Origin of the sequence: Leucobacter sp. wl10, assembly GCF_003569785.1 — a bacterium.
Classification (GTDB): Bacteria; Actinomycetota; Actinomycetes; order Actinomycetales; family Microbacteriaceae; genus Leucobacter.
Map to the genome: position 1 here is coordinate 1 of NZ_KZ984017.1, position 25,194 is coordinate 25,194.

Genomic DNA, 25,194 nt, shown 5'->3' on the forward strand with positions numbered 1-25,194 from the left:
GACCCGGTGTTGCATCGACCGGTTGAACTCACCCTATACACAGCGCCTGCTGTCGGCCGTGCCGCGCATCCGGCCGGAGTGGGACGCGGCGAGGCGGGAGAACGAACGTCGTCGTGCAGCCGAGCGGCAGCGAGAGGAGGACGAAGCTTCATGAGCATGTATGGACTGCCCGGGATCCGGGTACGGGAACGTTCGGTCGAGGTGCCACTCGATTGGGGCAAGACGGATGGGGGCGGGCAGAGTATCGCGGTGTTCGTCAGGGAGCTGGTCGATCCGGATCGCGACGGCGACGCGCTGCCTCTGCTGACGTTCCTGCAGGGAGGGCCGGGCGGCTCCAACCCGCGGCCGGTCGACGCGTCGGGTTGGCTCGGCGAGGCGCTCCGGCACTACCGTATCGTGCTGGTCGACCAGCGCGGAACCGGTCGCAGCACGCCGGTCGACGCGCAGGTCATCGCCGGGCTCGGAGATGCACGGGCCGGCGCCGACTATCTCGCGTGCTTCCGCGCGGACTCGATCGTGCGCGATCTCGAGCACGTGCGGCGCACGCTGTACGGCGGCCGCAGGTGGGCGACGCTCGCGCAGAGCTACGGCGGCTGGCTCACGCTCAGCTACCTGTCCATCGCGCCGGAGGGTGTGGCCGCGAGCTTCGTATGCGGCGGCATTCCCGGCACACCTCCGAGCGCCGACGAGGTGTATCGGCGCACGTTCGATCGCGTCGCCGAGAAGACCGCGGAGTTCTACCGGCGCTTCCCGCAAGACGTCGAACGGGTGGCGGCCATCGCCGACCGCATCGCGGTGGGCGATGTGCGACTCCCCGATGGCGACCTGCTGACGGTCGAGCGGTTCCAGTCGCTCGGTATCGACTTCGGCATGAAGCCCGGCTTCGAGCGCATGCACTGGCTCGTGGACGAGGCCTTCGTGCGGCCCGGACGGTTCTCGGAGACGTTTCTCGCAGGGGTGCTGCAGCGCAGCTCCGGCGCTGCCAATCCGCTCTTCTGGACTCTGCAGGAGAGCATCTACGGGAACGGCGCGAACGGGCCGCTGAACTGGGCCGCGCAGCGCGAGCGGGATCGCAGGCCGGAGTTCGGGCAGCAGCAGCGCCCCCTCATGTTCACCGGCGAGATGGCCTTTCCGTGGATGTTCGAGCAGGTGCGGCTGCTGCGCGGCTTCGCGCCGGCCGTCGAAGCGCTCGCCCAGCGAGAGACCTGGAGCGAGGTGTACGACTTCGAACGGCTCGCTCGGAATACGACGCCGCTTGCGGCGGCCGTCTACTACGACGACATGTACGTCGACGCGCACCTGCAGCTCGACACGCTGCACCGGGTCGGCAATGCGCAGGCCTGGGTCACGAACGAGTTCGAGCACGATGGCATCGGCACGCCGCGGGTGCTCGAGCGGCTCCGCGAGATCGTCCGCGATCGCGGTGGTGAGATGCACGGCGACGTCCGAAGCGGAGGGATGCAGCAATGACCGATCCGACGATGCGGCCCCCGTACGCGGGCACCCGCTACCCGAGACTCGCCACGATCCCGGCGTTCACCTCGTTCATCGAGGAGGGATGGGAGGCTGTTACCACTCCTCCGGCGCTCCTCGAGGGGACGGCGGCGGCGGCGAGCAGGCATCGGGATCGCCTGAGCGACGCGTTTCCCGGGCAGATCATCGTCGCCGCTGCGGGACGCGCTCCCACCCGCAATGACGACTGCGCGTATCTCTTCCGCGCAGACAGCGACTTCGTGTGGTTGACGGGGTGCCAGGTCGAGGGCGCGCTGCTGGTCATGACTCCTGCCGCGTCGGGTCACGCCGCGACGCTGTACCTCCCCGCGCCGTTCCGGCCCGGCGACGCCGGGTTCTTCGCCGACGCCGCGCACGGCGAGCTCTGGGTCGGCCCCTCGCCCGGTCTTTCCGAGTGGGCCGAAGCACTCGACGTCGAGGTGCGTGGCCTCGCGGACCTCGAGGGTGGCTTGCACGCGCTCGGCGGGGGCGTCGCGACCGGCGCCGTCGATGCCGATCTCGTCTCACGGGCGGGCCTGACCCGCGATCCCGAGCTCGGGCGCCGGCTCTCGCGACTGCGCATGGTGAAGGATGCGTGGGAAATCGCGCAGCTGCGGGAGGCGGTGGACCGCACCGTATCGGGGTTCGCCGCAGTCGTGGCCGAGGTGCCGCTCGCGGTGTCCCAGGGGCTCGGCGAACGCTGGCTGCAGGGCACCTTCGACCGTCACGCCCGCACGTTCGGCAACGGGCCCGGTTACTCGACCATCGTCGGATCCGGAGCGCACGCGCCCGTGCTGCACTGGGTGCGCTGCGACGGCCCGATTCTGCCCGACGCGGCGATTCTGCTGGACATGGGGGTGGAAGCGCGCAGCCTCTACACCGCGGACGTCACCCGCACCGTGCCTGCGAACGGAGCCTTCTCGTCGCCCGAGCGCGCGGTGCACGATCTCGTGGAGCGCGCGCACCGGGCCGGGCTCGCCCAGGTGCGCCCGGGCGTGCAGTACCTCGACTTTCACTTCGCCGCGATGGAGGTCATCGCCAACGGCCTGCACGACTGGGGCCTGCTGCCCGTCTCGGTCGACGAGGCGCTCTCCCCGCAGGGCCAGCACCACCGCCGGTATCTCGCCTGCGGCATCGGGCACCATCTCGGTCTCGATGTGCACGACTGCAGCCATGCTGAGTACGAGGACTACATGGGCGCTCCATTGGAGCCCGGCGTCGTGATGACGGTCGAGCCGGGGTTGTACTTCCACGCGAACGACAAGACGGTGCCGCCCGAGCTCCGCGGCGTCGGGATCCGACTCGAGGACGACGTACTCGTTACCGACGGCGGATCCGAGGTGCTCTCCGACGCGCTGCCGATCGACGCCGCGGGCATCGAGGCCTGGACGAGGAAGCACCTTGCCCGAAGCTGACGGACCCGCCGGGCGTTTCCATCACCTGCGGGCTGCGGGCGCCAGCGTGGTGCTCCGGCAGCGCGGCGACGCGCTGCCGGAGATCCTGCACTGGGGCGCCGACCTGGGAGAGCTCGACGAGCGCGGGCTCACCGAGCTCTCCCGTGCCTCGCGCACCGTTCTCGGCTCGGACACCCTCGACGACGAACCGCTCCTGTCGCTCGTGCCCGAGGCATCCCGCGGATGGTTCGGAGCGCCCGGTCTGAGCGGCCACCGCGCCGGGCGGGCGTTCTCGACGCGTTTCGGTGTGCACGAGACGCGCTTCGGCGAGGTCGCGGGCGAGGAATGGATCCGGTGGCTCGCGCGGGACGAGCATGCGGAGCTGGCGCTCGAGCTCGAACTGCGCATGCACGTCTGCGGGCTGCTGCGCATCCGCGCGGAACTGCGCAACGAGGGCGGCGACGTTTTCGACCTCGACGCGCTGCGGCTCGCGCTTCCTGTGCCCCGCATCGCAGACGAGATCCTGGACCATACCGGGCGTCATCTGCTCGAGCGGCAGGAACAGCGCACTCCGTTCAGCGCGGGCGCGCACCTGCGCGAGAGCCGCAAGGCCCGCGCCCACGACGGCACGATGCTGCTCGCGGCCGGGGTGCCTGGCTTCGGGTTCGAGAGTGGGGAGGTGTGGGGGATCCACTTGGGCTGGTCGGGCAACACGTCCGTGCGCGCCGAGCGGGTGCAGCCGCGCGGCGAGCGCGTGCTCGCGGCGGGGGAGCTGCTGCTGCCCGGCGAGGTACGTCTCGAATCGCGGGCCGCGTACGCGACGCCGTGGGTGTACGCGAGCTACGGCGACGGCCTCGACGCGCTCGCCGAGCGCTTCCACAGGTACCTGCGTGAACGGCCCGAGCATCCTCGCTCCCCGCGCCGCGTCTCGCTCAACGTCTGGGAGGCGGTCTACTTCGATCACGACCTCGACCGGCTGCGCGCTCTTGCGGACGAGGCAGCTCGGATCGGCGTCGAACGGTTCGTGCTGGACGACGGCTGGTTTCTCGGGCGGCGCAGCTCGGCGGCCGGGCTCGGCGACTGGACGGTCGATCCCGATGTGTGGCCGCGGGGTCTCTCGCCGTTGGCCGACCACGTCTCCGAGCTGGGGATGGAGTTCGGGCTGTGGTTCGAGCCCGAGATGGTGAGCCCCGACTCGGAAGTGGCGCGGGCGCACCCCGAGTGGATCCTGCAGCCCGGCGACGGACGTCTCCCCGCAACGTCCAGATCGCAGCAGGTGCTCGACCTCGGCAATCCCGACGCGTGGGATCACATCTTCGACGCGATCGATCGTGTGCTCTCCTCGACCGGCATCGCGGCCGTGAAGTGGGACCACAACCGAGACCTCTCCGAGGCGGGAAGCCCGGGCGACGGCCGAGCTTCGGTGCACCGCCAGACCCGCGCGGCGTACCGTCTCTGGGACGCCCTGCGGCTGCGGCACCCGCACATCGAGTTCGAGTCGTGCGCGGGCGGAGGCGGCCGAGCCGATCTCGGCATCATGGAGCGCGCCGATCGGCTGTGGGCCTCCGATACGATCGACGCGCTCGAACGGCTTGCGATCGACACGGCCACGTCGCTGATCCTGCCGCCCGAGATGATCGGTGCGCACGTCGGGGCTCCGCGCACGCATACGACGGGCCGAACGCACGATCTCTCGTTTCGCGCCGCCTCGGCGGTGCTCGGCCACTTCGGCGTCGAGTGGGACCTCACCCGAGCGAGCGACGCCGAACGGGAGGAACTCGCGGAGTGGATCGCCTACTACCGGTCGTCGCGCGAACTGTTCCATCGCGGGCGCGTTGTGCACGGCGACACCGGGGACGAGGCCCTCGCCCTGCGCGGAGTCGTGAGTCCGGGCGGTGAGGAGGCCGTGTACAGGGTGGCCCAGCTGCGCGCCGGACTGAGCTATCCGATGGGGACGCTGCGGCTCCCGGGCCTGATGCCGAGCGCGCGGTACCGGGTGACCATCGACGGACCCGGTGCAGCACTCGGTCCGTCGAAGCCCGGACCGCCGCCGTGGTGGGAGACCGGGCTCGTGCTCCCGGGGGCGGTGCTCGCCCGCTTCGGTGTGCAGGCGCCGCCGCAGCTCCCGGAGCACGCCATTCTCATCCGTGCCGTCGCAGTGCCGGCGGCCCCCGACGAACCCTAGGGAGAATTCCAGATGATGCAGCCGCTCATGAACGCAGTACCGGACCGCGCGCTCGTCGCACCGCCGGCCGCGCGCGAACTTCCAGTGGGAAGCGTGCGCCTCGGCCCCGACTCCGTGTTCCGTCGCGCCGAGACGCAGATGCTGCACCTGGCGCGGGTGTACCCAGTCGACCGCCTGCTCGCGGTCTTCCGGCGCAATGCCGGACTCGATACGCTCGGTGCGCGGCCGCCGGGCACCTGGGAGGACTTCGGGCACCCCAATGAGGAGGCCTGGGGGCCGGGGGACTATCCGGGGCGCGAGCGCGCGCAGACCGCCAATCTGCTGCGCGGCCACTACGCGGGCCACTTCCTGTCGATGCTCTCGCTCGCGAGCGCTACGCAGCGGGATGAGGAGCTGCGCGCGAAGGTCGAAGAGACGGTCGCGGGCCTCGGCGAGGTGCAGGCGGCGCTCGCGGCCACCGGGCGGTACTCGCATCCGGGATTTCTCGCGGCGTACGGCGAGTGGCAGTTCTCCCGTCTCGAAGCCTTCGCGTCCTACGGCGAGATCTGGGCGCCGTACTACACGTGCCACAAGATCATGGCCGGACTGCTCGATGCCTACGAACTCGTGGGCAACGCGCAGGCGCTCGAGCTCGTGACGGGGATGGCTCACTGGGTGCACGGTCGCCTGGCCCCCCTCGACGAGGAGCAGAGACAGAGCATGTGGGCACTCTACATCGCGGGGGAGTTCGGAGGCATGAACGAGACGCTCGCGCGGCTCGGCGTCGTGACCTCGGAGCCCCTCTTCCTCGAGACGGCGCGCTTCTTCGATCAGCGCAACCTGCTCGAGGCCGGCGCGGAGGGCCGGGACATCCTCACCGGCATGCACGCGAACCAGCATCTGCCGCAGCTGCTCGGCTACCTCCGCGATTTCGAAGCGACGGGGGACCGGGCGAGGCTCGACGCCGTCGTTGGGCTCTGGGATCAGATCGTCCCCGGCCGCACGTACGCGCACGGGGGCAGCGGCGAGAACGAGCTGTGGGGCCCGCCGAACACGGTGGCCGGCGACATCGGCCACCGAAACGCCGAGACCTGTGTGAGCTACAACATGTTGAAGATCGCGCGTGCGCTGTTCGCTCATACCCTCGACCCGAAATACGCGGAGTACGCGGAGGCGACCGCGCATGACCACATCCTCGGTTCCCGCCGCGACGTCGAATCAGACACGAGCCCCGAGGTGACCTACATGTTCCCCGTGCACCCGGGGGCCCTTCGCGAGTACGACAACGTCGGAACCTGCTGCGGCGGGACCGGGCTCGAGAATCACGTCGGATACGCGAAGGGGATCGCGTTCGAATCCGAGCAGGCGCTGTGGATCACCCGCACCACCTCCTCGGAGATCGATTGGGAGCGGGGCGGGCTCGGTCTGAGACTGGCATCGGACCTGCCCGCGGGCGGGGCGACGGTGCTCATCGTCGAACGCGCGGAGGAGGGGGTCCCCGAACGCACCATCGGCCTGCGCCTGCCGGAGTGGGCGGCGGCGACGGCGGTGGCCCGCGTCGGCTCCGAGGAGTATCACGGGGTTCCCGGCGCGTTCATCGAGATCACCCGTCGGTGGGCGGCGGGTGACCGGGTCGAGGTCGACTACGCGTTCGCCGTGCGGTGCGAGCCGACCGTCGACGATCCCGACCTCGCAGCCCTGCGCGTCGGTCCGAACCTGCTGCTTGCACGATCGGAGGCCACGACGGCACTCGGCTTTCCATTCGACGCGCATCGCGCGCTCGACGGCACGCTGCGATTCGACCGTGACGCGAAGGAGATCGCTGCCGAGCTCGCGGAACGCGGCTCGGCGCGCATCGCCGGGGTCGAGTTCGAGCCCGTCTGGTCGGGCACCGACAGCCGCTACCACATGTACGTGCGTCGGCACGACGCGGAGATCGCCTTCGCCGGGGTGCCGAGCGGCGTGCCGAATCGGGTTCGCCCCGACGGGTCGACTTTTCTGAGCACCCTGTGGGGCGGCGGCGGGTTCGCCTCGCGTGGCGCGATGCTCGCTCGGGTGGCGGAGACGGCGCTCGCGGTGCGGCGAGAAGGACTCCTCAGCCGAGACGAGTTCGAGCGGGTGCTGGATGCCGCGCTGGATGCGGATCTCGGCGGACCGGCCGACGCGCATGCCCGCGCCGACTTCCGCGTCGAGGCGCTCGCCGAGTTTGACCGGATCGGCCGCGTTCCCCCGTTCGTCGCGATCGAAACGGAGACGGATGGCGCGGCGTCGGGCTGGTTCACCGCCGTCCCACTGGTATCGCTGCAGGTACTTGATCTCGCCGCCGCAGGGGACTCGGAGGGGGAGGACGCGCGGGCGCCAGAGGCGTGCGAAGTGCGGATCGACGCCGGCGCGTGGCAGCCCTACACGGGCCCGTTCCACCTTGCGGATCAGGGGCTGCACGTCGTTCGCGCGCGGGTTCGTGACGCCGCGGGGCTCGAGGGGCATGCGAGCCGGGAGTTCGCGATCGACACCGAGGCCCCCGAGGCGCACGCCTCCGTGAAACGTCTGGGGTCGAGCGTCGAGATCACGCTGCACGCCGAGGATGCAGTCTCAGGCGTCGAAAGCATCCAATGGCAGGGCCCGGGGACCTTCTGGGCCACGTTCCAGGAGGCGTTCGTGAGAGCCCTCACGGAGGAGGAGCAGGTGATCGAGTTCGCAGCGTCGGATCGTGCCGGCAACGAGAGCGCGCGCCGCCGACTGGTGCTTCCGTCCGTTCGCGACTGAGGGTGCCGGAGCGACCGTCGCCCGGTGCACCGAGTACGCTGAACGATGAGGAGGCAGGATGAGCGACGGAGCGCGTACCGGTCACACGCAGCGGCGTGCCGGCGTGCGCGACGTCGCCCGTCTCGCCGGAGTCTCGACGCAGACGGTGTCGCGGGTGATCAACGAGCACGCGGGCATCCGGCCGGAGACTCGCGAGCGCGTGCGCGTCGCGATGATGCAGCTCGACTATCGCGTGAACAACGCCGCACGGGCGCTGGGCACGCGATCGACCCGTACGATCGGCATCATCTCGGGCGACCCGTCTCTGTACGGGCCCGGAGCCGGCATCGTCGCGCTCGCGGCAGCAGCGCGGGAGTCGGGTCGCTGGATAGCGACCGCGTACGCCGACACGGCCGACACCGACTCGGTGCGCGAGGCGGCGGACCATCTGCTTGCGCAGGGCGTCGACGGGTTGATCGTCACCGCCGCCCACGCAGGGACGATGGCGATGTTGCGCTCCGCCGGGTACGACGTGCCGGTGCGGGCGATGCACGACGGCTCGGGCCGGGAGTCGCAGGTGCTGGGCGCCGGCCTCGCGGTCGACCACCTGGTGGCGCTGGGGCACCGCCGCATCGGCCTCATCTCGGGCCCGGGGGAGTGGCTCGAGGCGATCGCTCGTCGAGAGGGGGTCGAGGCGGCGCTTGAGCGGCACGGGCTGACGGCGAACGCCTTGTGGCAGGGCGATTGGTCCGCGACTGCCGGCGCGGCCCTGGCAGACGAGATCGCGGACGCGATTGCCGCGCCTGACGGACCCACCGCGCTCGTGGCGCCGAACGATCAGACCGCGCTCGGCTTGATCTCGGGTCTCCGCGCGCGCGGAGTCCAGGTGCCGCGCGACGTCAGCGTCACCGGGTTCGACGACATCCCGGACGCCCCGTTCCTGGTTCCCGCGCTGAGCACGGTGCGGATCGACATCGCGGGCGAGGCGCGTCGATGCCTCGCCGAGGTCACCGGCGCCGGCGCCGCGTGCGACCTCGAGCCGCCGCAGCTGGTCGCTCGCGCGTCGAGCGCACGGGCTTAGCCCGCGCGAGCAGCGCCGCCTCGCGATCGCGCACCCCTCGCGAATTGCGGCGCGAGGATCGCGAGCCAGCGTGTCATCGACTCGACAGGCAAACTTGTTACCGGTAACATTATGGTATCGCCGATTCGGCGCAAGGACACCGATGGAGGGTTCGTGACGGGGAATGATACGGCGGTCGCCGAGACGCGCGCCGAGGTGGCGCGGTTGCACGACGAGCTCGTGCGCGCCGGGCTGGTGGTATGGACGGGCGGAAACGTGTCGGGCCGTGTGCCCGGAACCGACCGATTCGTCATCAAGCCCTCCGGGGTCTCCTACGACGACCTGCGGCCCGAGCACCTCGTGCTCTGCGACCTCGACGGACGGCCGGTGCCGGGCGCGCCTGGAAGCGAGCGGGCCCCATCGAGCGACACCGCGGCCCACGCCTATGTGTACCGCAACATGCCCGACGTCGGCGGAGTGGCGCACACCCACTCGACGTACGCCGTGGCCTGGGCTGCTCGCGGCGAGGAGATCCCCTGCGCCATCACGGCTATGGCGGACGAGTTCGGCGGCCCGGTCCCCGTCGGCCCCCTCGCGGTCATCGGCGACGACTCGATCGGGCAGGGGATCGTCGAGACGCTGCGCGGCCACCGCTCGCGGGCCGTGCTCATGCGCGGCCACGGACCGTTCACGATCGGCGTCTCGGCGAGAGATGCCGTCAAGGCTGCGGTGATGGTCGAGGACGTCGCGCGCTCCGTTCACGCGGCGAAGCAGATGGGTCCCGTGCAACCGCTTCCCGCGGAGTTGATCGACCGACTCTACGATCGCTACCAGAAGGTCTACGGGCAGGCCGACGATGAGCGCCGCTGAGCGCGCGCGCGCGACCGTGCTGGCGGGTGAAGCGCGGCTCGGCATCGAGTTCGGCTCCACGCGCATCAAGGCCTGCCTCGTCGACGCATCGGGCGCGGTCATCGGGACCGGATCCTGCGAGTGGGAGAACCGGCTCGTCGACGGGCGGTGGTCGTATGCGCTCGACGACGTGCGCTTGGGCGCCCGCGCGGCGTACGCGGCCCTCATCGCCGACGTGGAGGCGCGGACGGGGGCCGCGCCGACGCGCTTCGCCGCGATCGGTGTCTCAGCGATGATGCACGGCTACCTCGCCTTCGACCGGCACGGCACGCTGCTGACCCCGTTCCGCACCTGGAGGAACACCGGCACCGCCCGGGCGGCGACCGCCCTCACCGAGCGCTTCGGCGTCAACGTGCCGCTGCGGTGGTCGGTCGCGCACTTCGCCCAGGCGATGCTCGACGAGGAGCCGCACGTGGTCGACGTAGCTCGTCTCACGACCCTCGCAGGGTATGTGCACGCCGAGCTCACGGGAGAGCACGTGCTCGGCATCGGCGACGCCTCCGGAGTGTTCCCCCTGCAGTCCGGGGAGGCTGAATACGATCGCGGGTGCCTCGACGCGTTCGACGTCTTCGCTGCGGAACAGGGCCATCGCACGCGGATCTCCGAGGTACTGCCGCGCATCCTCCTGGCGGGACAGCACGCCGGCGCGCTCACGGATGCCGGAGCGGCGTGGCTCGATCCGGTGGGCCGGTTGCAGGCGGGAGCGCCGTGCTGCCCTCCCGAGGGCGACGCGGGCACCGGAATGGTGGCGACGGGGGCCGTCACCCCCCGCACGGGCAACGTCAGCGTCGGCACGAGCGTCTTCGCCATGGTCGTTCTTGAACGACGCCCGGCCCGCGTGCGCACCGAGATCGATCTCGTCGCGACGCCCGACGGCGTCGACGTCGCGATGGTGCACTGCAACAACGGTGCGGCGGAGCTCGGGAAGTGGGCCGCTCAGTTCATCAGGTTCGCGGAGGCCGCCGGCCACCCCATCGGCCCCGATCGGGTCTTCGAGATCCTGCTCGGCGAGGCGATGCAAGCCGATGCCGACGCGGATGGATGCCTTGCGCTGAACCTGCTGGCGGGAGAACCGGTACTCGGCCTGAGCGAAGGCCGGCCGCTCACCGTGCGTCCGTCCGACGCTGAGCCGACCCTCGCCAACGCCGCCCGAGCGCAGCTCAACGCCGTGTTCGCGGCACTCGCGGTCGGCATGCGGGCGCTGGCGGGGGAGGGGATCGCCGTCGATCGCATCACCGCGCACGGCGGCCTGTTCCGCACCCCCCACACCGCCGAGCGCGTGCTCGCCGCGGCGCTCGACGCGGAGGTCGTGGTGCCGAGCACCGCGCCCGAGGGCGGCGCGTGGGGCATGGCGGTGCTCGCGTCGTATCTGCTCGAGGGGCGCGGCCGCCCGCTCGGCCGCTACCTCGAAGAAGAGGTGCTGTGCGGGGTCGCCAGCCGCAGAGTGCTTCCGGATCCCGCTGCGGTCTCCGGTTACGCCCGTGCGCTCGAGCGCACCGTGTCGGCGCTGCCGGTGGCCTGCGCCGCGATCGAGGCGGTGCCGTGACGGCGTCCGGCGATCCACATCGCCCTCACCGTACCGCAGCAGCCGTCGGGGCCAGCGCCCCGCCAGTCAGATCAGGAGCACCCATGTCCCGTCCCGTCGTCGCCGAGCAGTTCGATGCGTACGAGGTCTGGTTCGTCACCGGCAGCCAGGAGCTCTACGGCGCCGAGACGCTACGGCAGGTGGCCGAGCAGTCGCGACAGGTCGCCGCAGCCCTCTCCCCTCTGCCGATCCGTGTGGTGTGGAAACCGGTGATCGCCAGTGGCGAGGGCATCCGCCGACTGGCGCTCGAGGCGAACGCAGACGATCGCGTGATCGGGCTCATCGCCTGGATGCACACCTTCAGCCCGGCGAAGATGTGGATCGCGGGGCTCGAGGCGCTCGACGTCCCCCTGCTGCACCTCCACACCCAGGCGCACGTCGAGGCGCCGTGGTCAGAGATCGACTTCGACTTCATGAACCTCAACCAGGCCGCTCACGGCGACCGCGAGTTCGGCTACATCCAGAGCCGCCTGGGGGTCCCGCGCAAGACGGTCGTCGGACACGTCTCCGAGCCGCGCGTCATCGAAGAGATCGAGACGTGGCAGAGGGCCGCGGCGGGGCGCAGGGCCGCGCAGGGACTGCGGATCGCGCGGTTCGGCGACAACATGCGACACGTCGCCGTGACGGAGGGCGACAAGACGGAGGCCGAGATCCGCTTCGGCGTGCAGGTGAACAGCTGGGGCGTCACCGAACTCGCGGCGCGCGTCGCCGAGGCGGGCTCGGGCGAGATCGACGCGCTCGTCGAGGAGTACGAGGAGCTCTACGAGGTAGCGCCCCAGCTGCGCCGGGGCGGGGAGCGCCACTCCGCGCTGCGCGACGGCGCCGCCATCGAGCTAGGGCTGCGCGGATTTCTCGAGGCGGGCGGCTTCGGAGCGTTCACGACGAGCTTCGAGGATCTGGGCGCCCTGCGGCAGCTGCCCGGGCTCGGCGTGCAGCGGCTCATGGCCGAGGGCTACGGCTTCGGCGCTGAAGGCGACTGGAAGACGGCGATGCTCGTGCGCATCGCCCACCGCATGGGTGAGGGCCTCCCGGGCGGGGCCACCCTGATGGAGGACTACACGTACGACCTGGTTCCGGGAGACGAGAAGATCCTCGGCGCCCACATGCTCGAGGTCGCGCCGTCGATCACCTCGCAGCGGCCGCGGCTCGAGATCCACCCGCTCGGCATCGGGGGGCGCGAGGATCCCGTGCGTCTGGTGTTCGCCGCGGATCCCGGTCCCGCCGTCGTCGTCTCGATGAGCGACATGCGCGAGCGTTTCCGCCTCGTCGCCAACACCGTCGAGAACGTGCAGGCGCCGCCGCTGCCGAAGCTCCCGGTGGGTCACGCGGTCTGGAAGCCGCTGCCCGACTTCCACACCTCCGCGGCGTGCTGGCTGACGGCGGGCGCGGCGCACCACACCGTGATGACGACGCAACTCGGCATCGAGGTGTTCCGGGATTTCGCCGCTATGACGGGCGTCGAACTGCTGGAGATCGGTCCCGGTACCACCGTGCGCGCATTCGAGCATGAGCTGCGGTGGAACGCGCTGGCCTACCGATTCGCGGCCGAACGGTGAGCGGGGCTGCAGCGGGGCGGATAGTGGAGGCACGGCCGGCCTCTGGCACCGCTTACACGCTGCGCGCGAACGGGGCGACCGCGGAGATCGCCGGGGTCGGCGCTTCGCTGCGATCGCTCGCGGTGGACGGTCGAGACTTGATCGTGCCGTTCGCGGCCGACGAGGCGCGCCCCGCCTTTCGCGGTGCGCTGCTCGCGCCGTGGCCCAACCGGGTGGTCGACGGGCGGTATCGGTATCGCGATCGGGACCACCAACTGCCCATAACCGAGGTCGGCCGCGGCCACGCGCTCCACGGGCTGGTCGCCTGGCAGGAGTTCGACGAGGTGTCCGAGCCGTCGTCGCGGCGTCTGGCTCTCGCGACCGAGATCGCCCCGAGAGACGGCTACCCCTGGCGCGTGCGCGTCGAGACGGAGTTCGAGCTGGAGGGGCGCGGGATCAGGCAGACGGTGCGCGGCACGAACCTGAGCGCCGATCCCGCACCGTGGGGCACCGGTCCCCATCCCTACCTCGTTGCTCCCCGAGGCGTCCTCGACGAGTGGACCCTCGAGCTTCCCGCCGCGCGGGTGCTCGAGGTCGGCGAGGATCGCCTCGAGCCGAGAACGCTCTCGGAGGTGAGCGGCGCCGCAGCCGCGCGCTTCGACTTCAGGCGGGCCCGCCGCATCGGCGGCACCCGGCTCGACCACGCCTTCACAGGGCTCGAGCGCGACGATGCGGGCGACGCGGTCGTGCGCCTCACCGGCGCGGACGGGCGAGGCGCCGAGGTGCGGTGGGATCGGGCGTGCCCCTGGGTGCAGGTGCACACCGCCGATCTTCCGCACGATCCGAATACCCGGCTCGGCCTCGCCGTAGAGCCGATGACTTGCGCACCCGACGCCTTCAACGCGTCGCGCTACCCCTTCGACACGGGTCTGCGGAGCATCGAACCCGGGGAGACCATCGTCGTGAGCTGGTGGATCGGGGCGATCCGATGAGCGGCGCGAGCGGGGCGTCCGCGCCGGAGTTCATCGGCGGCGGCGTGACCAGGCGGGTCTCGCGGCTGGGCGACGGGCGCGAGCTCTTCTACTACGACGATCCGGGGAGCACCCTGCCTTCCGAGCGCGCGTTCGACGCCCGTCTGCTCGACCCGCGTCCGGAGACCGCGCGGATGCGCCGCGATGTGCTCACCGGCGATTGGATATCCGTCGCCGACGCCAGGCAGAACCGCGCGCATCTTCCCCCGCCGGAGTTCGATCCGCTCGCGCCCCAGACTTCGCGCAACCCGTCGGAGGTGCCCGCGATGTACGACGTCGCGGTGTTCGAGAACCGATCGCCGGCGTTCGGCCCGGCTCTGCCCTTGGCCGAGGCGGGCGCGCAGGCCAGTACAGGGCTTGGCCGCAGCGCCGTCGCGGGCGGACGGTGCGAGGTCGTGTGCTTCAGCCCGGAGTTCGCCGGCTCATTCGGCACGCTCTCACCCGCCCGCGCGCGCACCGTGATCGAGGCGTGGGCGGATCGCACGGCGCAGCTCTCGGCGCTGCCCGGGATCGAGCAGGTTTTCGTCTTCGAGAACCGCGGGGTCGAGATCGGGGTGACGCTGCCGCACCCGCACGGGCAGATCTACGGCTATCCCTACGTGACTCCGCGAACCGAGCGGCTGCTGGCCTCGCTCGACCGTGAGGGCGACGACCTGCTCGACCGCGTGCTCGACTTCGAGCGGCAGTCGCCTCGCCTGCTGCTCGAGGGCGATCACTGGAGCGCCTTCGTGCCGTACGCTGCGCGCTGGCCGATCGAGGTGCACCTCATGCCGCACCGCAGGGTCGCCGATCTCGCTGCGCTCTCGGACGATCAGAAGGCAGAGCTCGCTCCCCTCTACCTTCGTCTGCTGCGAGGCGTCGACGCGCTGTACGACACACCCACCCCGTATATCGCCGCGTGGCATCAGGCGCCGGTGCATCGGGATCGGGACCGGGTCGGTCTGAGACTCGAGCTCACGAGCCCCAGGCGGGGCGCGGACAGGCTGAAGCATCTCGCGGGATCGGAGGCGGCGATGGGGGCATGGATCGCCGACATCGCGCCCGAGCGGATCGCGGAGCAGCTGCGCGAGGCGCTCGCGACCGTGCCGGAGCGGCTCGCATGACGGGCGCGATCGGCGGCCACCCCGACGGGCCGGTGGGCGAGGCCGCAGAACTGTTCCGCAGCTCCCTCGGGCGCGAGCCCGACGGGGTCTGGTCCGGCCCGGGACGCGTCAACCTCATCGGCGAGCACACCGACTACAACGACGGGTTCGTGCTGCCGATCGCTGCCCAGCGGCGCGCGGCGGCAGCCGTGAGCCCGCGCGGCGACGGCCTGATCCGCGTGGCATCGACCATCGACGGCCTGTGGAGCGAGGTGCCGCTCGCCGACCTCGTACCGCGATTCGACTGGCGCTCGAGTGCGCTTCCCCGTTGGGCGCGATACCCGGTCGGAGTTGCATGGGCGCTGCTCGACGCTGCCGGTGCGCGGCCGGGTGCGACAGCGGGCGTGACGGGCGTCGATATCGCCCTCGCATCCGACGTGCCGATCGGGGCCGGGCTGTCTTCGTCCACGGCGATCCAGACCGCGATCGCGATGGCGCTCAGGGAGACCTGGGGGCTGATGCTCGACGGAGTGCAGCTCGCTCGCGCCTGCCGGCGAAGCGAGAACGAGGCGGTCGGAGCGCCGACGGGCATCATGGATCAGCTGGTGTCGATGTTCGGAGTGGCCGGGAGCGCGGTGCTCATCGACTGCCGCACGCTATCGGTCGAACCGATTCCGCTGAGCCTGGAGTCCGCCGACCTGCAACTGCTCGTTATCGACACGCGCGTGCGCCACGCGCACGTCAACGGAGGTTACGGCGAGCGGCGAGCGGCCTGCGAGCGCGGAGCCGCAGCGCTCGGCGTACCGGCGCTGCGCGATCTCGAGGCCGGGGACCTCGTTCGCGCGTCGCAGGTGCTCGACGAGGTCACCCATCGGCGAGTGCGGCACGTCGTCACCGAAAACCGGCGCGTGCGGAGCATGGCGACCGCGCTCCGGGAGGGCCGGGTCGCCGAGATCGGCCCGCTGCTCACCGAGTCGCACCGCTCTATGCGCGACGATTTCGAGATATCGGTGCCCGAGCTCGATCTCGCCGTCGCGACCGCGTGCGAGACCGGCGCGCTCGGTGCGCGAATGACCGGAGGCGGCTTCGGAGGGGCATCGATCGCTCTCGTGCCGCGCGACAGCGCCGAGCGCGTCGAGTCGGAGGTGCGGCGAGCTTTCGCGGCTGAGGGCTTCCGCCCGCCGGAGTTCTTCGCGGCACGGGCGAGTGCAGGGGCGCGGCGCGAGAGGTGATCCGTGCGGCCCTGGGCTAGGTTGAGGGCATGGGTCATGGGGCGAGCGCGAGCATCCGGATCCTCGACGAGCGAGGCGGATTCGGTGCGCCTCGACGGGTGAGCTGGGCCGGAGGCCGCTTCGCGCTCGGGGGAGAACCGCGCGAGGGGGATCTCGACGGATCCGGGCTGTGGATGATCCCCGGGCTCGTCGACGCCCACCTGCACGCGGCCTGGCAGGCGTTCGACGCGGAGGACCGTGTGCGCCTCGGAGAGGAACGCACCCGCCGGCTGGTGGCGGACGGGCTGCGCCGCACGCTCGTATCGGGCTTCACGAGTGTGCGCGACGCGGGCGGGCTCGAGCCCGGGCTGCTCGCCGGGGTGCCGACGCCGGAGCGGCCCCGCGCTCAGCTCTCGGTGCGGATGATCGACCGCGCCACGGCCGACGCCGAGGGCGGCCTGGACCGCGCGGTCGAGGGGGCGCTGGAGGCGGGCGCGCGGTGGGTGAAGCTCGTCGCGACGGCGGGGGTCGCGGCCCCGGCGGGAACGGGGCTGGATCCGGTGTTCACGGCCGCGGAGCAGCGCGACGCCGTGCGGCGGGCGGATCGGGAGGGCGCCGGCGTGATGGTGCACGCGTGGGGCGGCGCCGCGATCGACGACGCCGTCGCGGCCGGCGCGCTGAGCATCGAGCACGGCATCTTCATGACCGACGCGCAGGCCCGCCGCGCCGCCGAGCGCGGCATGACCCTCGTGCCGACCCTCCGCATCTACCGTCTCGTGCGGCGCATGATCGACGCGGGAGCGCTGCCGGTCGCGTTTCGCGCCCGCGTCGACGAGGCGGTCGCGGAGCACCCGCGCGCAGTGCTGCGAGCCCGAGACGCGGGGCTCCCGATCGCGCTGGGCACCGACTACGGCACGGTGGAGCAGCACGGCACGGGACGGCTCGAGTTCGACGCGCTGGTCGAGGCGGGGCTCGCGCCGGGGGAGGCGCTCATCGCGGCGACGAGTGCGGGGGCGCGACTGCTGGCTCGGGTCGGCGGCGCCGAGGAGGCGCCCGCCGGGATCATCGCCGAGGGCGGGATCGCCGACGCCGTGATCCTGCGCCGCGACCCGCGGGAGCCCGGTGCGCTGAGCGATCCGGAATCCGTCGTCGCTGTGATCCTCGGCGGGCGCCGGATCGATCCCGCGCCCCGTCCCTGAGTGCTTCGCCCGCCGAGGCCTGCCGCCCCGCCCCGCTGCCCCGCCCCGCCCGCCGCCCCGCTCGCCCCCCGCTCGCCCCGCCCCGCAATCCGTGTGCGCCTTTTGGGCGCTTCAGAGGTGACGAAGTGCCCAAAAGGCGCACACGGATCGGGGAGGCGGCGCACACGAGAAGCGACCCGAGCTCCGGGCCGAGAGGGGCAGGGGGTCGACGGACAGGCCGGGGCGGGCGGCGAGGGTGGTTCAACGGAGGGCGATCGAAGTGGTCCATGGAAGGACCATTGGTTACCGTATAGAGCTAGACCACACGCGCCCTCGAGCGACGAAGGAAACCCGATCGTGAGACACACATCAGCCCCGCGGCTCCGCCGCCTCGCCCTCGCCGCCGCGCTCTCCGCGGCCCTCGTGCTCAGCGGCTGCGTCGGTGGAGGCGGCGATCCCGGTCCGCAGGCCGCTCCGGGAGAACCGGTCCCCGGCGGCACCCTCACCTTCGGCCGCGTGGCCGCGGTCAACAATCTCGACCTCAACCAGCAGATCACGGCCAACAACGCCTTTGCGATCGACAAGATCTTCGAGCCGCTCGTCGCCTTCGACGAGCGCGGCGAGATCAAGCCCTGGCTCGCCGAGTACGAGGAGAGCGGCGACGGCCTGGTCTACACGTTCACGCTGCGCAAGGGGCTGCGGTTCTCGAACGGCGACGCGGTCACCCCGGACGACGTGGTGTTCTCTCTGAACCGCCACCTCGAGGTGGGAGGCCCGCTGCCACTCACCGCGCCCATCGGCAGCATCGAGGCCACCGGGGAGCGCGAGGTCACCATCACGCTCACCGAGCCCTACACGCCCTTCCTGTCGGAGCTGTCGGGTTTCTCCAACGGCATCTTCCCCGCCGACTTCGGCGGCGTCACCGAGCAGGAGTTCTTCCAGAACCCCGTCGGCACCGGCCCGTTCGTCGTCGACGAGTGGGACCCCAACGGCGACATCTCCTTCGTCAAGAACGAGTACTACTGGCAGGAGGGAAAACCCTACCTCGACGGCCTCGTCTACAAGTTCGTCGCCGACGACACGCAGCTGCGGCAGCAGCTCGCCGCCGGCCAGCTCGACGCCGTCGACACGGTTCCGGCGGCCAACGCGGCCGAGGTCGACTCCGCGGCGAACACGGTGCTGTCGCAGACCGAGGGCTGGTCGACCGAGCAGGTGTTCTTCAATACGCAGCGCAAGGAGTTCGCCGACCCGCGGGTGCGTCGCGCCATCGCGCTGGCCCTCGACCGAAAGGGCATCGCGGCGGCCACCACCTTCGGCACGGCCGAGGTCGCGAACGCCCTGTTGCCGCCGAGCATCGCCTACTCGGCGAACGACACCGTCGAGGCGCTCGGCTTCGACGTCGAGGCCGCGAAGGCCGAGCTGGCCGCATCCGGGTACCCCGACGGTTTCACGACGACGCTGCTCATCGCGAGCGGCGACGCGCAGCGCGCCCAGATCGCCCAGATCGTGCAGGAGTCGCTCGCGGAGATCGGCATCGAGGTGAAGATCGAGGCGCTCGACATCGCCGTGTTCCGCGAGCGCTTCTTCGCCTACGACTACGACTTCATGCTCAACGGCGGGCAGTCCGACGCGCCCGACCCCAACGGCTTCATCACCTTCCAGGCCGACCCCAAGGGCTTCAGCAAGTCGTACTGGACCAGTTTCACCGACGACCGCGTCACGGCGCTGATGTACGAGGGCCGATCCACGCCGAACGGCCCCGAGCGCGAGAAGATCTACGGAGATATCCAGCAGATCCTCGCGGATCAGGTGCCCTACATCCCGCTGTTCTTCCCCTCCAATCTGAAGGCCACCACCGACCGGGTGCAGGGCTTCACCGTGCTGCCCAACTCGAGCGTGCGCTTCCAGGACGTCTGGCTGACCGACGGCGGAGCGTAGGCGGATCGGTGCTCGACGAGGCTCGACGCCTCGAGCGGGGGACTCGAGCGGGGGACTCGAACCGGGGGACTCCCGAATCGTGGCGGGGTCGTGGCGGGGTCGCGCCGGGGCCGTGGCGGGGTCGCGGCTGGGCCGCCGCGCCCCGGAGCGCCGGGGCGCAAGTAGGGTGAACTCGTGATGAGGAGAGCAGCGCGGGCAGCGGGCCGGATCCTCGGCCGCGTCGTCCCGGTGATGCTCGGCGTCGTGGTCGCCGTGTTCTTCCTGCTGCGCATGGTGCCGGGAGACCCCGCAGCGATGATCCTCGGCGAGCGCGCCACCCCCGAGTCCGTCGCCGCGCTCCGCGGGCGGCTCGGGCTCGACCAGCCGCTCTGGCGGCAGTTCACCGACTTCCTCGGGCAGCTCGTCACGCGATTCGATACGGGCGACTCCCTCGTGACGGGCCAGTCGACGCGCGAGCTGATCCTCGCGAAGGCGCCCGTGAGCCTCGGCATCGTCGCCTTCGCCGTACTGCTGGCGGTGTGCATCGCGGTGCCGCTCGCGCTCGCCGCCGCGCTGCGCAAGGACGGCTGGATCGACCACGTCGTGCGGATCCTGCCCACCGTCGGCATGGGCGTGCCGCTGTTCTGGATCGGCCTGCTGCTCATCATCGTGTTCGCGGTGCAGCTGCGCTGGCTGCCCGTCGGCGGTGTGGGATCGGGGCCCGGCGAGCCGCTGCGCAGCCTGGCGCTGCCGTCCCTGGCCGTGGCGCTCGGCATGGCGCCGCCGCTGATCCGCTCGCTGCGGGCCCAGCTGCTCGAGGTGCTGTCGGCCGACTTCGTGACGACGCTGCGGGCCGCGCGCATCCCCGAGCGGCGCATACTGTGGCGGCACGTGGTGCGCGGAGCGGCCCTTCCCACGCTCACGCTGCTGAGCGTCAACACGGCGTACCTCATCGGCGGCACGCTGGTGGTGGAGAAGGTGTTCGGGATCGGCGGCCTCGGCACGCTGCTGTTCCAGTCGATCGGCAGCCGCGACTTCCCCGTCGTGCAGGGGGTGGCGCTGTACTGCGCCGTGCTGGTGGTGCTCGTCACGACGCTGGCGGGGATGCTCGCGGCGCTGCTGGACCCGCGGCTGCGGGTCGGCGACGCGCAGCCGGCCGCGACCCCCGGCGCCGATCCGGCCGTCGCGGGAGGAACCCGATGACCTTCTGGCGCCGCGCCCTGCGCTCGCCCGCCTTCGCGGCCGGCGCGATCCTGCTCTCCCTCATCGTCGCGTCCGCGATCCTCGCCCCCGTGCTCGCTCCGTACTCGCCGAGTGCGCAGAATCTCACGGGCGGGCTCCTCCCTCCCTCTCCCGAGCACTGGCTCGGAACCGACCAGCTGGGCCGCGACGTGCTCTCGCGCATGCTCTTCGCGGCCCGCACCGATCTGCGCATCGCGATCCTCGCCTCCGTGCTCCCGTTCGTGATCGGCGTCACGGTCGGCCTCGTCTCGGGCTACTTCGGCGGCGCCGTCGACTGGACGGCGTCGCGCGTCACCGACACGGTCATCGCGTTTCCGTTCTACGTGATCGTCATCGCCATCGTGTTCGCGGTGGGCGCCGGAGAGGGCGGCATCGTCCTCGCGTTCGCGCTGGTCGGCTGGGTGGGGTACGCGCGCGTGCTGCGGGCCATGACCGCCGCGCTGCGCGAGGCCGGATGGGTGCAGGCGGCGCGCGGCGGCGGACTCTCCCACGCGCGAGTGCTGCTGCGGCACCTGCTGCCGGGCGTGCTGCCCCAGGCGATCGTGCTGCTCGCCACCGAGATCGTGCTGATCATGGTGGCGATCGTGACGCTCGGGTATCTGGGGCTCGGCATCCAGCCGCCCACGCCCGACTGGGGCACCATGATCGCCGACGCCCAGCCGTTCCTCACGACGCAGTGGTGGCTCGCGGCGTTCCCGGGGCTCGCGGTCGTGCTGACCGGGCTCGCGCTGTCTCTGCTGGGCGACGGGGTCGGAGACGCGCTGCGGGTCGGCGGCGAGGGGCCGCGGCGCTCCCGTCGTCGCTCCCGCCCCGGGAGCGCTTCGCCCGACCCGCACCCCGGCCGAGATGACGGGAGCGGTCGTTCCGCGCGCCGATCGCGGCCACCGGGGCCGTCTCGGCCGGGCGGGGCGCGCCCCGGGCAGGTGCGGGTTCGCGGCCTGCGCGTCGAGGCGGTGGATGACGGGGCGGTGGGTGACGGGGCGGGGTCGCCCCTCGTCGACGGCCTCGGCTTCGAGGTGGCGCCCGGCGAGGCGCTCGGCATCGTCGGGGAGTCGGGCTCGGGCAAGAGCCTCACCCTGCGGGCGCTGCTCGGCATGATGCCCGCGGGTGCCCGGGCGGTCGGCGAGATCGCGATCGGCGGCTCGGTCGGCATGGTGTTCCAAGACCCTCTCACGGCGCTCGACCCGCTCACCCGGGTGGGTGCTCAGCTGCGCGAGGCCGTCGAGGCCGCCGGCGGGGCACGGCCGGCCGCTCGCTCGCGGGCGCTCGAGCTGCTGCGGCAGGTGGGGCTGCCCGACGCCGAGCGCATCGCCCGATCGTACCCCCACCAGCTTTCGGGCGGTCAGCGGCAGCGGGTGGTGATCGCGGTGGCGCTCGCCGGCGATCCCGCGGTGCTGCTGTGCGACGAGCCGACCACGGCGCTCGACGTGACGGTGCAGCGCCGCGTGCTCGAGCTGCTCGACGGACTGCGGCGCGACCGCGGGCTCACGCTCGTGTTCGTGAGCCACGACCTCGCAGTGGTGGCGTCGATGTGCGACCGCGTGCTGGTGCTGCGCGAGGGGCGGGAAGTCGAATCGGGGCCGGTCGGGCGGGTGGTTCGGGATCCGCGCGACGGCTACACGCGGGCGCTGCTCGAGGCGGTCCCGAGGCTGCCGGATCCCGCCCCCGATCCGATCGCGTCCCCCGCGAGCGCGGAGCAGCCGGCCCGGCCCCCGCGACTCGATCCCTCCCTCGGCGGGGCCGCCGCCGATCCGGCCGGGGCGTCGAGCGCGCCCCTGCTCGAGGCCCGAGACGTGGAGGTGCGCTACGGCGACTTCGTCGCGGTCGCGCGCGCCTCGTTCTCGGTGGACGTGAGGGGCGCTCTGGGCATCGTGGGGGAGTCCGGATCGGGCAAGACCACCCTCGCGCGCGCCGTCGTGGGCCAGTTGCGGCCGACGGCGGGCGCGATCCTGCTCGACGGGGAGGAGCTCCCCGCCCGCCGCCCGCACGAGACGGCGCGCCGGATCCAGCTCGTGCCGCAGGATCCCGCATCCTCGCTCGACCCGCGCATGACGGTCGCCCAGACGCTCGGCGAGCTGCTGCGCAGGCACCGTGTCGTGCCCCGGAACCGGGTGCGCGCCCGGATCGGGGAGCTGCTCGAGCTCGTGCGCCTCGATCCGGCGCTCGCGAGCGCGCACCCCCACCGGTTGTCGGGCGGTCAGCGGCAGCGGATCGCGCTCGCGCGGGCGCTCGCCGTCGAGCCGCGCGTGATCGTGGCCGACGAGCCGACCAGCGCGCTCGACGTCTCGGTGCAGGCGAGCATCATCGAGCTGCTGCGGGGGTTGCGGCGGGATCTGGGGGTGACGCTGGTGTTCGTGTCGCACGACCTCGCGGTGGTGCACGAGCTCTGCGACGCGGTGCTCGTGATGCGCGCGGGCGAGGTGGTCGAGGCCGGCGGGTCCGCGTTCTTCACCGGCCCGCGCACGGCCTACGGCCGCGAGCTGCTCGAGGCGGTGCCCCGGCTGTAGCGCTTGCGCGCGCGTCGGTGGCCCTTGGTACCCTCGCTGTAGGCGATCGCGCGGGAGGGGGAGGCCATGGTCGGCATCGTGAACTGGATCGAGCGCCTGCTCGACGGCTCGCTGCTCGCCGGCGGCATCTTCCTCGTCATCGGCATCGTGGGCGGCGTGCTGCTGCTCATCTCGCTGCTGCTCGACGGCATCTTCGACGCTTTCGATTTCGGCGACGGGCCGCTGAGCCTCACGACGATCGCGGCCTTCACGGCGATCTTCGGCTTCACCTCGTTCGCGAGCGTGGGGGCCGGCATGGCGACCCCGGCTGCCGCGGTCGTGGGCGCCCTCGCGGGCCTGCTCGGCGGCGCGGCGGCATGGTGGCTGTCGCGGCTCATCCGCAGCGCGGAGTCGACCACGGCCGTCAGCGGCGACGACCTGGTGGGCTCGCGGGGCGCCGTCGTGCTCGCGATCCCCGCGGGCGGGCTGGGCGAGGTCGCCGTCACCCGCCACGGCGAGCGCCTCTCGCTTGCCGCCGCAGCGGAGGTGCCGATCGCTCGCGGGGCCTCCGTGCGCGTGGTGCAGGTCATCACCTCGACCTCGGTGCGCGTCGAACCGATCGAGACCGCCGCGCAGCGCGATCCCGAACCCAATCCCGCATCCGAATGAACGGAGACTGAATGTTCCTCGCAAGCCCGGCGATCGTCGGCATCTTCGGCGCGGTCATCGCGCTGGTGCTCGTCGCGCTCGTCATCATCAAGCGCTACCGCATCGCCAAACCCGACGAGGCGATCATCGTCACGGGCGGCAAGGGCAAGGAGGTCGTCGACCCGTCGGGTCAGAAGACGCGCGATCTCTCGGGCCAGAAGGTGGTCACCGGCGGCGGCGTCTTCGTGCTGCCCTTCGTGCAGAAGTCGTTCACCATCTCGCTTCGCTCGCGCCGGCTCTCCATCACCACCGAGGCGCAGACCACCGACGGCATCACCATCCAGGCGCAGGCCGTCGCCGTGGTCAAGGTCGGCGGCACGCAGGAGATGATCCGCGCCGCCGCCCAGCGCTTCCTCTCGAACTCCGACGAGATCGACGAGTCGACTCAGGAGGTGCTCTCGGGTTCGCTGCGCTCCATCATCGGCGGCCTGACGGTGCTGCAGATCATCCGGGATCGCGCCGTCGTCGCGCAGAGCGTGCTCGAGGCCGCCGAGGAGGCGCTGACCAAGCAGGGCCTCGTGGTCGACACGCTGCAGATCCAGGAGATCCGCGACGGCGCCGACTACATCGCGAACATCGGACGGCCCGAGGCCGCGAAGGTGCGCCAGGCCGCCGACATCGCCGAGACCAACGCCTACCAAGCCTCGCAGGAGGCGAAGATCGCAGCCGAGCAGGTGCTGGTCGATCGCAACCGAGAGCTGAAGCTGCGCCAGTCTGCCGTGCAGGTCGAGACCGACAAGGCCACCGCGCAGGCGTCGGCCGCCGAGCCGCTCGAGCAGGCGATCCAGCAGCAGGCCATCGTCGAGCAGCAGCAGATCACCGCGCAGAAGGAGGTGGCGCTGCGCACGGAGAAGCTGAACGCCGACGTGCGCGCCGTCGCCGAGGCCGAGGCATACCGGGTCGAGGCTCTGGCGAAGGCGGAGGCCGCGGCGGCCGTCTCGGCCGCGGAGGGCCGAGCCAAGGCGATCGAGCGCGAGGGCCTCGCGAACCGCGCCGCCCGTATCGCCGCAGCCGAGGCGCTCGAGGCCGAGGGCCGCGCCGAGGCCGCAGCGCTGGAGGCGAAGGGCACGGCGGAGGCCACGGCGATCGACGCCCGCGCCCGCGCGCTCGAGACGCAGTCGCAGGCGGTGCTGGCGCAGGAGCTCATCCAGCTGCTGCCGGAGATCGCCGGCGAGTACGCGCAGGCGATCGGCGCCATCGACAACATGACGGTGGTCTCGGCCGACGGCACCTCGAAGGTCGCCGGTGAGGCGATGGGCAACATCAAGGGCCTGCTCGAGATGGCGCGCGAGACCGTGGGCGTCGACCTCGTCGGCATGCTCAACGGCGTGGTGACCGGCGGCGCGGCGGGCGCCGCCGCCGGAGCAGCCGCGGGGCGCGCCACGGGCGACCACGGGGGCGGCGAGTCGCGATCGGTCGCCGAGGGCCGGCCGGCGGCCGGCGGCCACCGGGACTC

The 25,194-nt window shown here is 71.9% G+C and carries 17 protein-coding genes; all 17 read left to right on the forward strand.

What is annotated here, in order from left to right; translation table 11 throughout:
- The first annotated feature begins 150 nt into the window (after positions 1 to 150).
- Entirely contained in the window at positions 151 to 1,470 is a 1,320-nt protein-coding gene (locus tag D1J51_RS17095) for an alpha/beta fold hydrolase (RefSeq protein WP_119077156.1), read from the forward strand.
- Positions 1,467 to 2,906, forward strand: coding sequence for an aminopeptidase P family protein (locus D1J51_RS17100; RefSeq protein ID WP_119077157.1), 1,440 nt, complete (start codon positions 1,467 to 1,469; stop codon positions 2,904 to 2,906). The genes D1J51_RS17095 and D1J51_RS17100 overlap by 4 nt, the downstream gene beginning before the upstream one ends.
- Positions 2,893 to 5,070, forward strand: coding sequence for an alpha-galactosidase (locus D1J51_RS17105; protein WP_119077158.1), 2,178 nt, complete (start codon positions 2,893 to 2,895; stop codon positions 5,068 to 5,070). The genes D1J51_RS17100 and D1J51_RS17105 overlap by 14 nt, the downstream gene beginning before the upstream one ends.
- Before the next feature lie 27 nt (positions 5,071 to 5,097).
- Positions 5,098 to 7,815 (forward strand): beta-L-arabinofuranosidase domain-containing protein, encoded by a 2,718-nt coding sequence (locus tag D1J51_RS17110; protein WP_119077174.1) that lies wholly within the window; start codon positions 5,098 to 5,100, stop codon positions 7,813 to 7,815.
- Between the two features lie 58 nt (positions 7,816 to 7,873).
- Complete coding sequence (locus D1J51_RS17115) at positions 7,874 to 8,875, forward strand: LacI family DNA-binding transcriptional regulator (protein ID WP_119077159.1); 1,002 nt, start codon at positions 7,874 to 7,876, stop codon at positions 8,873 to 8,875.
- Positions 8,876 to 9,028: 153 nt separating this feature from the next.
- On the forward strand, positions 9,029 to 9,724 hold the full coding sequence (locus D1J51_RS17120) for an L-ribulose-5-phosphate 4-epimerase (protein ID WP_371414099.1): 696 nt from the start codon (positions 9,029 to 9,031) through the stop codon (positions 9,722 to 9,724).
- Positions 9,711 to 11,309, forward strand: a complete 1,599-nt coding sequence (locus D1J51_RS17125; RefSeq protein ID WP_119077161.1) for an FGGY-family carbohydrate kinase — start codon at positions 9,711 to 9,713, stop codon at positions 11,307 to 11,309. The genes D1J51_RS17120 and D1J51_RS17125 overlap by 14 nt, the downstream gene beginning before the upstream one ends.
- A gap of 83 nt (positions 11,310 to 11,392) precedes the next feature.
- Entirely contained in the window at positions 11,393 to 12,904 is a 1,512-nt protein-coding gene (gene araA / locus D1J51_RS17130; RefSeq protein ID WP_119077163.1) for an L-arabinose isomerase, read from the forward strand.
- Positions 12,905 to 12,924: 20 nt separating this feature from the next.
- Positions 12,925 to 13,875: an aldose 1-epimerase family protein gene (locus D1J51_RS17135; protein WP_371414100.1), complete on the forward strand. Its 951-nt coding sequence runs from the start codon at positions 12,925 to 12,927 to the stop codon at positions 13,873 to 13,875.
- The gene (gene galT, locus D1J51_RS17140) at positions 13,872 to 15,017 is read left to right on the forward strand and encodes a galactose-1-phosphate uridylyltransferase (protein ID WP_119077176.1); all 1,146 of its coding nucleotides are present in this window, start codon (positions 13,872 to 13,874) and stop codon (positions 15,015 to 15,017) included. Before D1J51_RS17135 ends, galT begins: the two co-directional genes overlap by 4 nt.
- Positions 15,014 to 16,228, forward strand: coding sequence for a galactokinase (gene galK / locus D1J51_RS17145; protein WP_119077166.1), 1,215 nt, complete (start codon positions 15,014 to 15,016; stop codon positions 16,226 to 16,228). Before galT ends, galK begins: the two co-directional genes overlap by 4 nt.
- 29 nt (positions 16,229 to 16,257) lie before the next feature.
- Positions 16,258 to 17,406, forward strand: a complete 1,149-nt coding sequence (locus D1J51_RS17150; protein WP_119077168.1) for an amidohydrolase family protein — start codon at positions 16,258 to 16,260, stop codon at positions 17,404 to 17,406.
- Positions 17,407 to 17,742: 336 nt separating this feature from the next.
- Positions 17,743 to 19,323 carry an ABC transporter substrate-binding protein gene (locus tag D1J51_RS17155; protein WP_240423419.1) on the forward strand — a complete coding sequence of 527 codons (1,581 nt, stop codon included), beginning with the start codon at positions 17,743 to 17,745 and terminating at the stop codon, positions 19,321 to 19,323.
- 177 nt (positions 19,324 to 19,500) lie between these two features.
- Positions 19,501 to 20,505, forward strand: coding sequence for an ABC transporter permease (locus D1J51_RS17160; protein ID WP_240423422.1), 1,005 nt, complete (start codon positions 19,501 to 19,503; stop codon positions 20,503 to 20,505).
- On the forward strand, positions 20,502 to 23,051 hold the full coding sequence (locus D1J51_RS17165) for an ABC transporter ATP-binding protein/permease (RefSeq protein WP_119077171.1): 2,550 nt from the start codon (positions 20,502 to 20,504) through the stop codon (positions 23,049 to 23,051). The genes D1J51_RS17160 and D1J51_RS17165 overlap by 4 nt, the downstream gene beginning before the upstream one ends.
- Positions 23,052 to 23,117: 66 nt before the next feature.
- The gene (locus tag D1J51_RS17170; protein ID WP_119077173.1) at positions 23,118 to 23,699 is read left to right on the forward strand and encodes a hypothetical protein; all 582 of its coding nucleotides are present in this window, start codon (positions 23,118 to 23,120) and stop codon (positions 23,697 to 23,699) included.
- A gap of 11 nt (positions 23,700 to 23,710) precedes the next feature.
- A partial coding sequence (locus tag D1J51_RS17175; RefSeq protein WP_240423421.1) for a flotillin family protein occupies positions 23,711 to 25,194 on the forward strand: 1,484 nt, incomplete at its 3' end.